At 37.6% G+C, this 15,232-nt stretch carries 11 protein-coding genes; 8 read left to right on the top strand and 3 right to left on the bottom strand.

The window, feature by feature from the left end:
• The first annotated feature begins 19 nt into the window (after window positions 1–19).
• From PSF86_RS01170 to PSF86_RS01145, 6 genes are all read left to right on the top strand, one after another.
• Complete coding sequence (locus tag PSF86_RS01170) at window positions 20–1,687, top strand: NupC/NupG family nucleoside CNT transporter (protein ID WP_277898221.1); 1,668 nt, start codon at window positions 20–22, stop codon at window positions 1,685–1,687.
• A gap of 123 nt (window positions 1,688–1,810) precedes the next feature.
• Entirely contained in the window at window positions 1,811–2,866 is a 1,056-nt protein-coding gene (locus PSF86_RS01165) for a hypothetical protein (protein WP_277898220.1), read from the top strand.
• A 239-nt stretch (window positions 2,867–3,105) separates the two neighbouring features.
• Entirely contained in the window at window positions 3,106–3,930 is an 825-nt protein-coding gene (locus tag PSF86_RS01160) for a thymidylate synthase (protein WP_277898860.1), read from the top strand.
• 331 nt (window positions 3,931–4,261) lie between these two features.
• Window positions 4,262–5,425 carry an ergothioneine biosynthesis protein EgtB gene (egtB, locus tag PSF86_RS01155; protein ID WP_277898219.1) on the top strand — a complete coding sequence of 388 codons (1,164 nt, stop codon included), beginning with the start codon at window positions 4,262–4,264 and terminating at the stop codon, window positions 5,423–5,425.
• Between the two features lie 5 nt (window positions 5,426–5,430).
• Window positions 5,431–6,399: an L-histidine N(alpha)-methyltransferase gene (locus PSF86_RS01150; protein ID WP_277898218.1), complete on the top strand. Its 969-nt coding sequence runs from the start codon at window positions 5,431–5,433 to the stop codon at window positions 6,397–6,399.
• Between the two features lie 2 nt (window positions 6,400–6,401).
• A complete protein-coding gene (locus PSF86_RS01145) occupies window positions 6,402–7,175 on the top strand; it encodes a hypothetical protein (protein ID WP_277898217.1) in 774 nt (257 codons plus the stop codon).
• Window positions 7,176–7,196: 21 nt separating this feature from the next.
• Here the strand turns inward: PSF86_RS01145 and PSF86_RS01140 are convergent, their stop codons facing one another.
• The 3 genes from PSF86_RS01140 to PSF86_RS01130 all read right to left on the bottom strand — a co-directional run bounded on the left by PSF86_RS01140 (window position 7,197) and on the right by PSF86_RS01130 (window position 10,775).
• Entirely contained in the window at window positions 7,197–7,493 is a 297-nt protein-coding gene (locus PSF86_RS01140; protein ID WP_277898216.1) for an isoamylase early set domain-containing protein, read from the bottom strand.
• Between the two features lie 156 nt (window positions 7,494–7,649).
• The gene (locus PSF86_RS01135) at window positions 7,650–8,735 is read right to left on the bottom strand and encodes an aminotransferase class V-fold PLP-dependent enzyme (RefSeq protein ID WP_277898215.1); all 1,086 of its coding nucleotides are present in this window, start codon (window positions 8,733–8,735) and stop codon (window positions 7,650–7,652) included.
• Between the two features lie 60 nt (window positions 8,736–8,795).
• On the bottom strand, window positions 8,796–10,775 hold the full coding sequence (locus PSF86_RS01130; protein ID WP_277898214.1) for a putative porin: 1,980 nt from the start codon (window positions 10,773–10,775) through the stop codon (window positions 8,796–8,798).
• Window positions 10,776–11,139: 364 nt separating this feature from the next.
• On the opposite strand from PSF86_RS01130, the gene rnhB reads away from it, so the two are divergent.
• Both rnhB and PSF86_RS01120 read left to right on the top strand, forming a co-directional pair.
• Window positions 11,140–11,736: a ribonuclease HII gene (gene rnhB, locus PSF86_RS01125; RefSeq protein WP_277898213.1), complete on the top strand. Its 597-nt coding sequence runs from the start codon at window positions 11,140–11,142 to the stop codon at window positions 11,734–11,736.
• Between the two features lie 448 nt (window positions 11,737–12,184).
• On the top strand, window positions 12,185–14,632 hold the full coding sequence (locus tag PSF86_RS01120) for a ribonuclease HII (RefSeq protein ID WP_277898212.1): 2,448 nt from the start codon (window positions 12,185–12,187) through the stop codon (window positions 14,630–14,632).
• Window positions 14,633–15,232: the final 600 nt, after the last annotated feature.

The following is a 15,232-nucleotide window of genomic DNA, read 5'->3' as shown; positions in this document are numbered from 1 at the left end:
TTATTTAAACAAAAACGTGTTGAAAAATATACTACTCCTACTATTATCGGTTTGTTTTACGGGGGCATTGTTTGCTCAGGATATCGAAAAAAACTGGGGCTCTCAAAAAAATACATCTTCAATAAAAGAAATACGGTTTAAAGAAGGCGATTTCAGTTTCAAAAAAAAAGGCCTTGATTATAAAGGGAGCTACATCTTCCAAAACAACAACCTTATATTATATTACGACACTCCGGCCGACAGCCTCGAAAGGTATAAAGTAGCCGAGCTTACCGATTCTACATTGGTATTCGGCAACAAAACCGCCACTTACAATTTTACGCCATCCTCGGCAAATGGCCAAGCGTTGGTTTCTTCAAAAGAGGCACAAAACATAATACCCAATCAAGGTTTTAGCTTTGAAAGCTTATGGCGGGGCGTTTTAGGCATGCTATCCTTATTGTTTATTGCTTTTTTGTGTAGCAGCAACCGCAGGGCCATTAACTGGAAAACCGTGGGCATTGGCCTGGCCTCGCAATTAATATTGGCTATTGGCGTATTGGAAATCTCGTTTGTTCAAAAAACTTTTGAATGGCTGGGAAGTATTTTTGTTCTTGTATTAGATTTTACGGCCGCCGGGAGCGAATTCCTTCTTGGCGGTTTAATGGATACGACCAGCTTTGGTTATATTTTTCTTTTTCAGGTATTGCCAACCATTGTATTTTTCTCTGCCCTGACATCGGTGCTGTTCTATTTGGGAATTATTCAGGTGATAGTAAAGGGAATGGCTTGGGTGCTTACAAAATTATTGGGAATTTCGGGCGCAGAAAGTTTATCGGTAGCCGGGAATATATTTCTAGGGCAAACAGAAGCACCTTTGATGATAAAAGCTTATTTGGAGCGAATGAACAGATCCGAAATCCTCCTGGTCATGGTTGGCGGTATGGCCACCGTTGCCGGAGGCGTGCTTGCCGCCTATATTGGTTTTTTAGGTGGCGACGATCCGGCATTGCGCCTGCAATTTGCCAAGCATTTATTGGCCGCTTCAGTTATGGCCGCTCCGGGCGCCATTGTAGTGTCTAAAATGCTGTATCCTCAAGTAGAAGATATTGTAACCGATGTTGAAGTATCTTCAGATAAAATAGGCTCCAACATTCTTGATGCAATTGCAAACGGTACCACCGAAGGACTTAAACTGGCCGCCAATGTGGGCGCCATGCTCTTGGTTTTTATTGCTTTTATTGCCATGATAAATTATGGCCTCGGAAGAATCGGGCACATTACTTCGCTAAATACCCTTATGGCCAATTACACGCCCTACGAATCTTTTTCCCTTGAGTCTATTCTCGGTTTCGTTTTTGCGCCGCTTATGTGGCTCATTGGCGTAGCCAAAGAAGATATGATGCTCATGGGGCAGTTATTGGGTATAAAATTGGCCGCGAGCGAATTTGTAGGCTATGTTCAATTGGCCGAATTAAAAAATGTAGCCAGCACCACGCATTTTACATACAATAAATCGGTTATCATGGCCACGTATATGCTTTGTGGATTTGCCAATTTTGCATCCATTGGGATTCAAATTGGAGGCATCGGATCTTTGGCTCCCGGACAACGCAAAAATTTATCAGAGTTTGGAATGAAAGCTGTTATCGGGGGCTCCTTGGCCTCGCTCCTTTCAGCTACCATTGCCGGGATGATTATTGGATAGCTTAAATTTCAAGGCAAACATTATCTACAGTTATACAAATACTTTTTTCAATGGGACAAGTACCTTATCTTTGGTATTCCCCAAGCAGCAACCTCATTGTTTATTGATAAATATTTGCCTGCCATGAAACCATTTAATTTTAAGGAAAAAGACATTTTGGTGCCCGAGCTATATCCCGAAACGGATGCTTCTATAGCCAATGCCGTTGAAAATCCAGGACTAGCCGCCTACAAGCTACCAAAAAACAGGGGCTCGGTTATTTTTACAAAAGAAGACAGCATTATTCTTTCTGAAAAGGAACTTAGTAACCAGTTTATTGTATTTCAACTTTCTGACAAAGCAGATGGTGCCGCAATTTTTGAATCTTCGGAAGTTACACCGAGTATTGAAGGGAACACGGAAACACCCGATGTTTTGATGAATCTCGACATGCAATCGTTCCATATCGGGGACGATGTAAAAATAGACAAAAATACACGGGCCACCATGCGCATTAATATCGGTCAGGACGAAAGTACGGTCAATAGCAATTTTGACATTGTATTTTGGAGTATTGCGGCCGGGCTGGACCTCTACAATAACGAGAAGAAAGAACCAGCGACCCCCAAGGACCTTAAGGCCGATTTTAAGCAGGCTTTTGGCAATAGGCCCATTGAAATTCCCGGCGGACTGGCAAAAATGACCTTCGAAGTGGTAAAGCACGAAGAACCCAAATGGTGGCAACGTATATTTAATTTTTTTCAATCGAAAACCGGACGTGTGTTTACAAGTACTATTGGTTTTCCGGCCATTACCCACAGTGCCATTAATTTAATTGACGAACTGTTGAACAAGTTGGACAAATCAAGTCCCGAAGTGCTTTTTAAAAGCAGGCCATTACGCTTGGCGCTTTCGCAAAAAGCCAAAAACAATTATACCGGCGGTAACGAACGTATAAAAATAGGTGCCTTGTCGCCCGGATTTTGTGTATTGGCCCGGGGAAAGGATTTCATGCAATTTATAAATGCCGATGCCTTTTATTACCCCACCTACGGAAAACTGGTGCCGGCCAGCGTTAGCAATGCCGACCTGGTTTCGGGGAATTACGAAGACCCTTTTAAAAATGTAACCTATGCAATTTTTAGGGTGGGCATGCAAGCCGCTAAACTGGATCCTACTTTTAGCTTTGGAAGTGAGTAAATCTGGATGGCATTTACAATTACGTTGATAACCTTTTGATAAATAAACACGGGCATTTAAAAATGAATGCACAGCTTTTTTTATTTTCGCAATACAGCGCGTTAGGGATTACAGTAAGGTACCCCGGCTGACTGGCAGTGGCCATACAGGCGTATACCTCGGAAAGCCCGCCCCGCACCCGACGGGAAGGAGGGGTCGGGGAACGCCCAAATAATTTCTCACTTTATAGAATGAGCAGCATGAAGCAGTATCACGATCTTGTTAGGCATGTTTTGGAACATGGAAATGAAAAAGGGGACAGAACCGGAACGGGGACCAAAAGTGTTTTTGGTTACCAGATGCGGTTTGATTTAAGTGAAGGGTTTCCTATGGTTACCACCAAAAAATTGCATTTAAAATCGATTATTCATGAGCTTCTATGGTTTTTAAATGGCGATACAAATGTAAAATACCTACAAGACAATGGCGTGCGTATTTGGAACGAGTGGGCCGATGAGAATGGAGATCTGGGCCCGGTTTATGGCCACCAATGGAGAAATTGGAACAGTGAGGAAATAGACCAGATAAAGGAAGTTGTGGAAACGCTAAAAAATAATCCGAACAGCCGAAGAATGCTGGTCTCGGCATGGAACCCAAGCGTTTTACCGGATACATCGGTTTCTTTTGACGAGAACGTGACCAATGGAAAAGCCGCATTGCCCCCGTGCCATGCATTTTTTCAGTTTTATGTGGCCAATGGAAAACTTTCCTGTCAATTGTACCAGCGCAGTGCCGATATTTTTCTGGGCGTTCCATTTAATATTGCCTCTTATGCATTGTTTACCATGATGATGGCACAAGTATGCGGCTACCAGCCCGGCGATTTTATCCACACTTTTGGCGATGCCCATATATACAACAACCACACGGAACAATTGAAACTGCAACTTTCCAGAACCCCAAGACCATTGCCTATCATGAAATTAAACCCAGACGTAAAAGATATATTCAACTTTAAATTTGATGATTTTACATTGGAAAATTACGATCCGCACCCACATATTAAAGGGGTTGTGGCCATTTAATAAGTTGCTCTAAAATAGGGGCCATTAAAAACAGCGTAGTAATTTATGACAATAAAAAATTTAGACAGGAAATATTAGACATATTAAATAAAAGCAACATGAATGTAACTCCCGCTCAAAATCAAGAAGATGATCCTATTGAATACTTTGTTGCTGATGAAATCAATGTTATGAACAATACAAGAATATAAAGAGGTAGTTTGGCTATAAAAAAATTTAAATACAATAGTTCATAATCTCCATTTTTAACATCTTTTAACTACTTAAAACAAAAAGCTTTACATAAAATCGTTAAATTTATTTACAGAACAATAAGAAAACGATTACTGTTATGATAATCACCAACCAAATTATTGGCGATTTTATACAAACAAGGCAAACCACAGAAGAAATATGCGCGCCATTAACCCAGGAAGATTATGTAGTCCAACCAACCATTGACGTCTCACCCCCAAAATGGCATTTAGGGCATACCACTTGGTTTTTTGAAGAATTTGTCCTTAAGAAATTTCATCCAGATTACACCGAATACAACCCGCAATTCAGTTATATATTCAATAGTTATTACGAAAGTATGGGTGACCGCATACTTCGAACCGATAGAGGGAATTTAACCCGGCCTTCGGTAGAAGAAGTATATCGGTACCGTGATTATGTTACCAATCATTTGTCGGAATTTTTAGACGACCATTTGACCGATGAAATTGCTGGATTGATTACCATTGGGATTCACCATGAAAAACAGCATCAGGAATTACTTTTTACCGATATAAAATATATCTTGGGAAACAACCCCTTGCTCCCTAAATACTCCGAAACGTTTGAAGAAAATACTATTGAAAAACAAAAATCCAAATGGCTTAAGATCCCCGAAGGAATTTATGAAATTGGCCACGTTACAACTGATTTTTGTTTTGATAACGAGCTCGGCAAACACAAAGTCTTTTTACATAATTACAAAATCTCCAACAAGCTTATTACCAATGAAGAATATATTGAGTTTATAAGGGACGGAGGCTACAACAACTTTAATTTTTGGCATGCCGAAGGCTGGGACTGGGTAAAAAACAACAATATTTATGCCCCTTTATACTGGCATGAAATAAATGGAGAATGGTACCAATATACATTTAAGGGATTAAAACCCGTGGAACTTCAAGCTCCCGTAACCCATGTTTCTTATTATGAAGCTTTTGCTTATGCCGAATGGAGAGGGCACCGACTTCCAACCGAATTTGAATGGGAAGTAGCACAAGAATTTTTTGACTGGGGAAAACGTTGGGAATGGACCGAAAGCTCATACCTCCCCTACCCTTATTATAAAAAAATATCGGGGGCCTTGGGCGAATACAATGGAAAATTTATGGTAAACCAAAAAGTATTGCGGGGTGGCTCGGTTGTTACTTCAAAAAACCATACACGGTATACATATAGAAATTTTTTTCATCCGCATTTAAGATGGCAATTCACCGGAATAAGACTTGCCAAAAGATAAATTCAATGGAAAAAAACACACTTACAAAACTAGAAAACACCTTTGAAGAAGATGTTTACAAAGGGTTGACCTCGTACCCTAAAAAACTTTCGTCTAAATATTTTTATGACGAAAAGGGCGATAAAATCTTTCAGCAGATTATGGAAATGCCCGAGTATTACCTAACCAATGCTGAATATGAAATTATTGATACTTACACACCTGCTCTTGCCGAAATTTTTAAAGATGAAGAAAAAGGGTTCGACCTTATAGAATTGGGGGCAGGTGATGGAAAGAAAACAAAAATACTATTGCAATACCTTACAAAGAACAATTATAAATTTAGCTACCTCCCGATCGATATTAGCAAACATGCCCTTTTAGACCTTAAAACTACTTTAAAAAAAGAATTCCCCCAGTTGGAAGTCGTGCCAAAACAAGGAACGTATCTTGATGTGCTGCACGAACTGAACGAATTTAAGCACCGAAAAAAAGTAATTATGATGTTGGGATCCAATATAGGCAACATGGTTCACGAAAATGCAATTTCTTTTATGCAGGGCATTCAAAAAAGCATGCACAAACAAGATTTATTGTTTATGGGCTTCGACCAAAAAAAACATCCCAAGAAAATAATCAAGGCATATAGCGACAAAACTGGTATTACAGAAGCTTTTAACAAAAATATTTTGGTGCGCATCAATAACGAGCTGGATGCAAATTTTAATCCCGACAAATTTATTCAATGGGAAAGCTATAATCCAGAAACGGGGACGGCAAAAAGCTTTTTGGTTGCTACAGAACCGCAAACCGTTTTTATAAGGAAAATGAACCTCCATGTGGATTTTGATGCCTGGGAAACCATTCATACGGAAATATCTCAAAAATACGATCTCAAGACCATTGACTGGATTGCCGGACAAGTAAACCTAAAAATCGTTAATCAATATACAGATGCCCAACAATTATTTAAAAACTTTTTGTTTGCTATATAAATATGGAACACATTAACGAAATACAAAATAAATTTCATCATCTGGCCCAGATTCTGGCTGCATTTAGCAACAGCTTTTTAGAAAAAAGAGAAGACGATAGCCAGTCTGCCTTATTGTGGAATATTGAAAAAAGTGCATTGCAATCTCAAATTGTAAACAATGTATTTTACCTTGAACTTAATTACACCGATGTTTATTTGCGCTTGTATAAAGGAAGCGATTTTAAAGAAATCGATCTTTTGGGGCTTACCCAAAGCGATATCGATGCCTGGATACGCGAGACCATTAGCGATTATGGCCTTGAGGCCGGAAAGTTTCATTACAATCTGGGCTTCAAACTTAATACCAAATTTGATACGTTTATCGCTTTGGATTCAACAGATGAAAAAGCTATACTTCAACTTGTTGAACAACGCAATATTGCACAACGTTCGTTAGAAAAAATAAAAATTTCATCTAAAAAAACATCCTCCATTTATGTCTGGCCGCACCATTTTGATACCGGAATGCTGGTATACCCCGAAGAAACTGAGAAAAAAGGATTTGGTTTGGGTTATGCCATTGCAGACGGAAGCATAAGCGACAAGCCATATTATTATGCCTATATATGGGGCGACAAAAATATAAATTACGACCAATTGCCAAATTTAACAACGGGCAATTGGGTTCTAGGAAACTGGAAGGGAGCCATAATACCCGTAAACCATAATTACGATTTAAATATTGTAAATAAATTATACGAAGAATTTACCGATATTATACGCCCACGCCTGTAATGTATATTATACGTTTAACGGTTAAACAAACAAAACAGCATTTTCAGTCCCGGCATAATCATTCCATTGAAAAGCATCGGCTTCTATTTCATTGGTATAATTACCGTCTATAATGTAACGAAATTCATAGGTACTATCTTTTGGTATTTCAAAAGTCCCTTTAAAATTCCCGTTTTTCAATTTTTTTAGTGATGCTTCTTCTGGATTCCATTGATTAAAATCGCCAACTACCACTACTTCATTTGCTTCTTCGGCAGGTACTGTAAATGTTACTTTACAAACCGGTCTTGATTTTAAGTATTGTTTTGAAATTGCCATTGCCTTTATGTTTTAATTGATTAAACCTACCTCAAAAGAATAAATTTAAAACATCATAAGCAACTAACAATCAAATATTTATCATTTTATTAAAACTACCTTAACCAAAAAATGAAATTAGCAAAATTTAACTATCAAAACTGATGAAAAAGAAGCTTAATGTTTAAGTATGCTAGCTATTTTATCAATGTCGGCTTTGGTATTATACAAATGAAAACTTACTCTGGCCCCACTTCCGCGCAGCGAAAAAGTAACATTTCTAGATTTTAATGCCGCTTGTTTCTTTTTATCAATTTGAAGATTAAAAATTGACGAGTGTTCTTTTTGCCCGGCCACCGTTTCGGTAAGCAAGTTGAGTTCCTTAAACTTTTGCATGGCATATGCCGAGATACTTTTTGTATGTTTTTCTATGGTTGCTATTCCAACCTCATTGAACAATTGCATTGAAAAGGCCAAGCTCCCAAAATTTAAAGTATCTAAATGACCGGGTTCAAAATGCGCCCTTATATGGTTTACGCCGTGCAAAAAAGGTTCTTTTTGCGGCTCGAATTCAAAAGACTTTGGATATATTTTATCTTTTACGGCATCGTCAAACAGCATATAACCATTTCCATAGCCGCTCAAAAGCCACTTATAGCCGCTACCGCCATAAATATCTATTTCAGAGTCTTTAAATGAAAAATCGAACATTCCACTGTATTGGGTCCCATCGGCAATAAAGAGTACTTCTGGATATTCTTTTTTTAATGATTTGATAAATTTTAAATCGATTTTTACCCCGCTCAAGTATTGCACCACACTAAAGGCAAAAATATCGGGTTTTAATTTTTTAAAGGCCTCCCGTATATTTTCCTCCATGTCTGGGTTTACCGTTACATACGAAACATTTTTAAATCCGCTACTTACAAACGGCCAGTTTAACGATGGATAATCGTCTTCCAATAAAAGTATATTTTGGTTTTTGTCGATTCCGTTTACAAAGGTTTTCAGGGCAAATGAAAAATTGGGTGTTAAAACGGTATTCGGTGTTGAAGCATTAAAAAAACCGGCCACCTGTGCACGGATATCTTCAATTTGTTCTCCGGCGCTTTCCCTGAACCTACTCCCCCCAATTAAAAAATCTATATCGTGTTCCTGACGCCATTCCATTAAACTTTCGTACATTAAACCAGAGGCAGCAGTATTTACATAGGTATATTGGTTGATTACGGGAAACCCTTTCGAAAATTGTTCTATTGTCATTTTTACTCACTAAAATATATCACCTTAAAGGTAAATATCTTAGTCCATAAAATTGATTTTTTAAGAAAAGAAATTCCAAACCACACCAAAACGGACTATAAAATCCCGATAGGGATTGTTTGGCGCACTATAATAGTTGTATTCGCTGGTAAAAATTGTATTGAAATGTTCGGCTTTTAAATAAATCCTGGTTCGGCGTACTTTTGCATTGATAAAGAGGTCAAACAACGGAAAACCTCCAATTTCTTCACGGTCTTGTATAAGCAGTTCGCCAAGCACGGGGCTATATGAGTTCATATAATATTCCGTAAAATATTTTGCCGTAACACCCACTTGTAGGTATAGTGCTTTTTTAAATAAATGGTTGGAATAATACAATGTATTTCTGGTTACAATATCCGGCACATTTAAAATATTTTCACTCTGACTTACATTTTGATACATAATGGTATTGGCAAGCCCCCACCTCCTTAAAAAATGCAGGTCATTGCTAAATTTAACCTTCATGGAGTTTATAGATCCACCAAATTGTATTGGTGATACAAGTTGGACATCGTCTTCAACCGAAACAGAGTCCCCCTCCATTAATTGTTCTTCAAAGTAGGCATATTTATCGCGTATGGTATAAGCTACGCTCAAACTTCCCCATTTTTTATGCGTTGCAGTTCCTTGAAGGGTGCTTATTTTTTGTTTTTCAAACGTATCTGTATACTGCCAATTATAATTTTTATAATCACTTTGGTATAATAAGAAATTATAGTTTGGCATTCTTGAAGATGCATGTAATGATGCGTCCACACTTATATCATTGGTAAGTTGGTACCCCATTTGGGCATTTAAAACCGTTCCGCCCATATCGCCCACAATATTCTGGGTAAAATCGGCATTAAGGAAGAAACCGCCTATTTGCTTTTTCCATTTACCGCCCACGGATATTTCGTTATCTCTTAACTGATTGGTAATTGTTTGATTTGGGGTTACCACAACACTGTTAAAATAGTAATTGTACTTGTAAAAATTAACCAAAAAAGTAACATCTCCGACAATCTTGCTTCGGTAATTTAAATTAAGTTGATTGTTAAAAGATTTAAACTTTGCCCTGTCATTAAGGTCAGCAGCCTGGTATGCCTCGCCAAAATAGGCGTTTGCAGCATCTTGACGGAACTCGTATGTTTTTGTTTCGTAATTAAGCTGATGCCCAATTGCCAACCCATAATTTTTAAGAGAATCTTGTTCTTTAAAAAGATAATATTGATGATCTAAAAAATATCGTTTTCCCAACAAAAAATTCTCTGCATCGTCAAATTTAACATCAATCCTGGAACGGTCTATAAACTCATCATCCCCCGATGTAAATTGTTCCGGAACAGCCAAACCGCCATTTTCTTCATTTAAAATGTCCTGAGAAGCGTAATGTGCCCTTAATTGATATTTTCCGTTTTTGGTTTGGTAATTGGTGGTAAACCTAAAATTTCCGGTACTGGAAAGTATGTGCTGATATTTCCCCAGCGAGCGCATTCCTTTATAGGCAATAGACATGTTTAGCCTAGGGGAAGTATTAAGCGTAATCATAGCATCCAGGATCTGCCCTTGTTCCATAACAGTTTTGTAAAACAATTCGGTAGTTGGTGTGGGCACCCGGTAATATGAGATGTCCTCTACTTCCATGTAATTATTGTACTTGGCCTCTTCGCCCATTCGGGGGTAAAACCCTTTTTGTGTGGTCTCGGCACCCAAAATATTATAGGTTTGTCCAACATTTGCAAAGGGCAACAACTCGAAATCGTCTTTCCGCAAATAATTGTATTTGTATTCTTTGTATATGGTTAAAGTGGTATCAAAAGTAGTGGTGTCCCTTTGATAAGAGATAATTTTATAATCCTCTATGGAAAACTCCTTATCTTTCTTTTTATTAGATTTTGCGTCTTTAGAGATAACAAGTGTTGTATCCTTAACAACTTTTGTGTTTTCAACTTCTTGGGCATTGGTTTTACATAGACCGAGTACAAGAAAAAAAATCAAGAAATTAAAATATTTCACACGTTTATATTTTAGTAATCAACTAATGATAAATTTATTTATAAATCGGAGTACTACAATAATTGTGCCTCCGTGCTGAAAATAAATATCCCCTTTTAATTATGAGACAACTATTTTATAAGCAAAAAAAAACACCTGTCCTTATATTTCTGTTTGAAGGCAAAGGTATATTATTTGAACGAAATTAAAAGTTTGAAATTGTGGAATAAAAGATAAAGGGTATTTTATGTATATACATGTTGTACCTATTTGGAAAATTATGCTCTTTTTATTTATCGTACTGAATACTAAAAATGATTTATGCCCCTATTTATTGTTTCCTGTCTTATTTATATATTTTTGTATAAACCCATAATATAGTTATATGCTTAAATCGTTTAGCGAGTTACTATTAGAAGCCGGTACCGACGAGGCTGGAAGAGGATGCTTGGCAGGGCCTGTTACGGCTGCGGCCGTGATTTTGCCTATTGAGTTTGAAAATAACATTATAAACGATTCTAAACAACTGACCGAAATTAAAAGGAACTTACTAAAACCACTTATTGAAGCTAAGGCCTCTCATTTTGGGGTTGCCCATATTTACCCAGAGGAAATTGACAAAATTAATATTTTAAACGCTTCTATTCTTGGTATGCATCAAGCCTTGGATATGTTGAATGCTTCTATTGAACAGATTATTGTTGACGGTAATAAATTTAAACCCTATAAAAACGTTCCGTTTGAGTGTATTGTAAAAGGGGACAGTAAATATTTAAGTATTGCAGCGGCTTCTATTCTGGCCAAAACCTACCGCGATGCATATATGGAAAAGATTCATGAAGAGTACCCTATGTACAATTGGAAAAAAAACAAAGGCTATCCAACCATGGAGCACCGCGAAGCCATTAAAAAATATGGCATTACAAAATACCACCGAAAATCTTTCAGGCTGTTACCCGAACAGTTAAAATTGGAATTTTAGAATTTAAAAAAGACCCCAAAAAGGTGGCCTTTTATAACTTACTAATTCTGTGAATCAATATTATTATAGGCAATGTCATACCGTCTAGGTCTATCACATTCCCGGTTATTGTTTTCTCTTGTGAAAAAGAGAATTGTACAACCAATGCCATAAATAGCGTTAGCATCCAAGTAAACTTTGTCCTCATATTAAATTAATTTGCTTTAGCACATGAATCATAGTATATTTTTCTTGACAGTTAGAATATTACATGTAATATCTTTCTCACGTTTCAGTATTGACAATATTTTATATACAGGCATGTTTTTTAAGTAATGAAATATTTTTTTTACACGAGGAATATTTTTTTACTACTCTTAAACCATAATAAATATGTTGGAGCAGAAAAAAATGTTTTATATCAAGAAGTTGGGTTCGAAGTTCTATTTTTGTCTAAAATTATCCTTTCATGAAAAGATTTTTTGTATTTACATGCTTGGCTATCGTTTTATTTCAATCTTGTAAAGAGGAAACCGTATCTCCAGCCTCCGGCCTTATTGCTTATACTCCCAGAAATGCCAATGTTGTAATTAAGATTAACGATTATCAAGCGTTTAAAAGCGAGTTGATCAACAACAACTTTATCAAGCTTTTAAAAAATACCCCCGCGTATAAAAACACTTTCGGCTTATTGAACGCTTTAAAATACATTACCCCAAAAGGAACTTCGCTGTTAACCTTTACCGAAATCGGGAAAAATGAGTTCAACTATACGCTTATATGCAAAAACCATAACGATTTATTTAGCATAGATTCTACCGTTAACCGGAAAGTCGAAGAAATAAAGTATGAAGGAGCTTCCATTAAAATACTTTCCATAGGCGAAAAGCAAATTTTCAGTACTTCGGTAAACAACTATTTTATCGGTTCTTCTTCCCGGCTACTTATTGAAAACCTGATCCGGAACACTGGAAACCTTAAGGCAGACAAAAACCTTGAAAAACTTTATCAGGTGGCTCAAAACAACATTGCGGCCAATATTTTTATCAACCATAAAGAGTCGGCAAATCTGTTCCAGAACGTCCTGTCCGAAAACCTTTCGAACAATATGGTGGAATTTAACGATTGGACCTCGGTAGATGCCAGCATTGCACAGGATTATATTAAGCTTAACGGGATTGCCACTTCCAGCGATTCTATTCCCAATACACTAAACCTTTTTAAGCACAAAAGCCCTGCTTCTTCGCATGCGGCCGAAATAGTGCCGCTCAATGCCAGTTTTTTTATTGCATACCCTGCTGTAAACCCATATAACTTAAGGACTGTTCAGCCTAAAGATTCCCTTTTTAAAAATATTGAAGAATTTGTAGAAATAGGCCTTAACCAAGTTAAGGTGGCTGCCGTAAAAAACAACGACAACATCGATTTTGAAGATAAACTGCAACAATTTGTCAAGCAAAAATCAACGTACAGGGACCAAACCGTTTGGGAGCTCAACACAGACGACTTACTTGTTACGCATTTAACCAAAATTGCCAAACATATCAAGGCCGCCCACGTTGCAAAGGTTGGCGATTATTATGTATTTGCACAAAACAGTGCCCTTCTGGAAGACATTATTTCTAATTTCCAAAACAACGCTACCTTGGCGCAAGTTCCCACATACACCAATTTAAGGAGCGAACTGGCCGATGAATCTTCGGTCCTGGCCATTGCCAATCTTGAAAAAATTAAGGACAGCGGCTCTATTTTAAACCCCGATTTTATAACCGGAATAGCCAAAACTTCGTTTAAAGATTATAAATATGCCGCGTTTCAGTACATTTCCGAAGGAACCTTTGCCCATTTCCATGTTTTGCTTAAAAAGGCCAATACATCTACGGTAAATTCAAATCTGGTTACCCAATTGTACAGCACCACACTGGATGCCGACATAGTTTCCAAGCCTCAGTTTGTTTTAAACCATTATACCAAGAAAATGGAAATTGTTGTCCAGGACAACGAAAACAACCTTTACCTTATCGCCACCAATGGTAAGGTGCTCTGGAAAAAGAAACTGGACAGCAAAATAAGGGGCAATATCTCTCAAGTTGACCTGTACAGGAACGGCCGGCTCCAACTGGCCTTTACCACCGCAACTAAGTTCATGGTGGTAGACAGGAATGGCGAGGACGTATCCCCGTTCCCGTTAAGCTTTAACAGCACCATTACCCAGCCCTTGGCTGTTTTTGATTATAGCAACAACAGAGATTACCGGTTTTTAATTGTGATGGGCAAGCAAATAAAAATGTACGACCGCAATGCCGAAACCGTTAATGGGTTTACCTTAAAAGAAACCAACAATACTGTTATAAATAGCCCTAAACACATACGTATTGGCAACAAAGATTATATTGTTTTACAGGAAAGCGACGGAAAACTGGACATTCTCCACAGAACCGGCGATGTACGGGTGCGTGTTAAGGGGAATATCGATTTTTCGGGGAACGAAATATACCTTTACAACGGAAAATTTACCACCACCAATACCAATGGCGACCTAATCCAGGTGGATCAACAGGGAAGGCTTAACAAAATTGCCCTCGATCTAAAGGAAAATCATTTAATCGATGCCACTGCACATACCTTGTCCACGATTTCCGAAAACATGTTGAACATCAAAGAAAACAAGGCTACGTTAGACTTTGGCATCTATACCCAACCTAAAATATTTTACATCTACGATAAAATATACGTGTCGGTTACCGATAAACAAACGCATAAGGTTTATTTGTTTGACAGCAATGCCAAAATGATTGAAAATTTCCCTGTTTACGGAGATGCTGCTGTGGATCTTGCCGATATGGACAATGATAAAAAGCTGGAAATGATTACCGTGGGCGATAAAAGCTCGGTTATCTGCTACAAAATCAATTAAGCGTACCAAATACGCTATAAAATACTCCTGCAAGGTCTTTTTTTATGTCCTTATAGGCCTGCTTTTGTATCCTATAAAACCTACAAGGTGTTCAAAACCATGCAGGGACGGGCAAATGCGACAAATATATAGGATTTCTAAGCTTGAAAAGGATATTCTTTATTTTTTGGTGGTTTATCGCTTCATATCTATATCATTTGTATACCGAGGTGCTTACTATTGCTGAAAAAAATGGATGACAGGTGCTAAAATGCGTAATAAAGTTGAAAAAAATGGAACATCGGTGCCCAAGTATGGATAAAAACTGAAAAGATGAAGCATTGGCACTTACTTGTGCTGCATGCTTCATCTTTTTCAGTTTTTGCATCGGTTGACTTGTTTTTTGTTGAAGGATGAAGAATTTTTCTTTAAAAAAACATATAAAAACAAGACACGGCCCCTAAAGGGAAGTTATTTTCACAATTGTGTCAATTTCATCCAAAATGTTTTAGAAAAATACCGCTGTGGTACAATGGACATACTTATTTGAAGGTTTTTGAAATATTTAGGTTTTGTTTTGGCCTGCCTAGATTTTTCCCGTCCATACCGAGCGTTACGTTC

Origin of the sequence: Galbibacter pacificus, assembly GCF_029603165.1 — a bacterium.
Lineage (GTDB): Bacteria > Bacteroidota > Bacteroidia > Flavobacteriales > Flavobacteriaceae > Galbibacter > Galbibacter pacificus.
Note: the sequence above shows the minus strand (reverse complement) of the source record. Positions and strands in the feature narration are given on the sequence as shown.

Bases quoted from the DNA above. Each gene is read 5' to 3' on its own strand.
- egtB (WP_277898219.1), top strand. From the start codon at position 4,262: ATGATAATCACCAACCAAATTATTGGCGATTTTATACAAACAAGGCAA.
- PSF86_RS01150 (WP_277898218.1), top strand. From the start codon at position 5,431: ATGGAAAAAAACACACTTACAAAACTAGAAAACACCTTTGAAGAAGAT.
- PSF86_RS01165 (WP_277898220.1), top strand. From the start codon at position 1,811: ATGAAACCATTTAATTTTAAGGAAAAAGACATTTTGGTGCCCGAGCTA.
- PSF86_RS01160 (WP_277898860.1), top strand. From the start codon at position 3,106: ATGAAGCAGTATCACGATCTTGTTAGGCATGTTTTGGAACATGGAAAT.
- PSF86_RS01120 (WP_277898212.1), top strand. From the start codon at position 12,185: ATGAAAAGATTTTTTGTATTTACATGCTTGGCTATCGTTTTATTTCAA.
- PSF86_RS01140 (WP_277898216.1), bottom strand. From the start codon at position 7,493: ATGGCAATTTCAAAACAATACTTAAAATCAAGACCGGTTTGTAAAGTA.
- rnhB (WP_277898213.1), top strand. From the start codon at position 11,140: ATGCTTAAATCGTTTAGCGAGTTACTATTAGAAGCCGGTACCGACGAG.
- PSF86_RS01145 (WP_277898217.1), top strand. From the start codon at position 6,402: ATGGAACACATTAACGAAATACAAAATAAATTTCATCATCTGGCCCAG.
- PSF86_RS01135 (WP_277898215.1), bottom strand. From the start codon at position 8,735: ATGACAATAGAACAATTTTCGAAAGGGTTTCCCGTAATCAACCAATAT.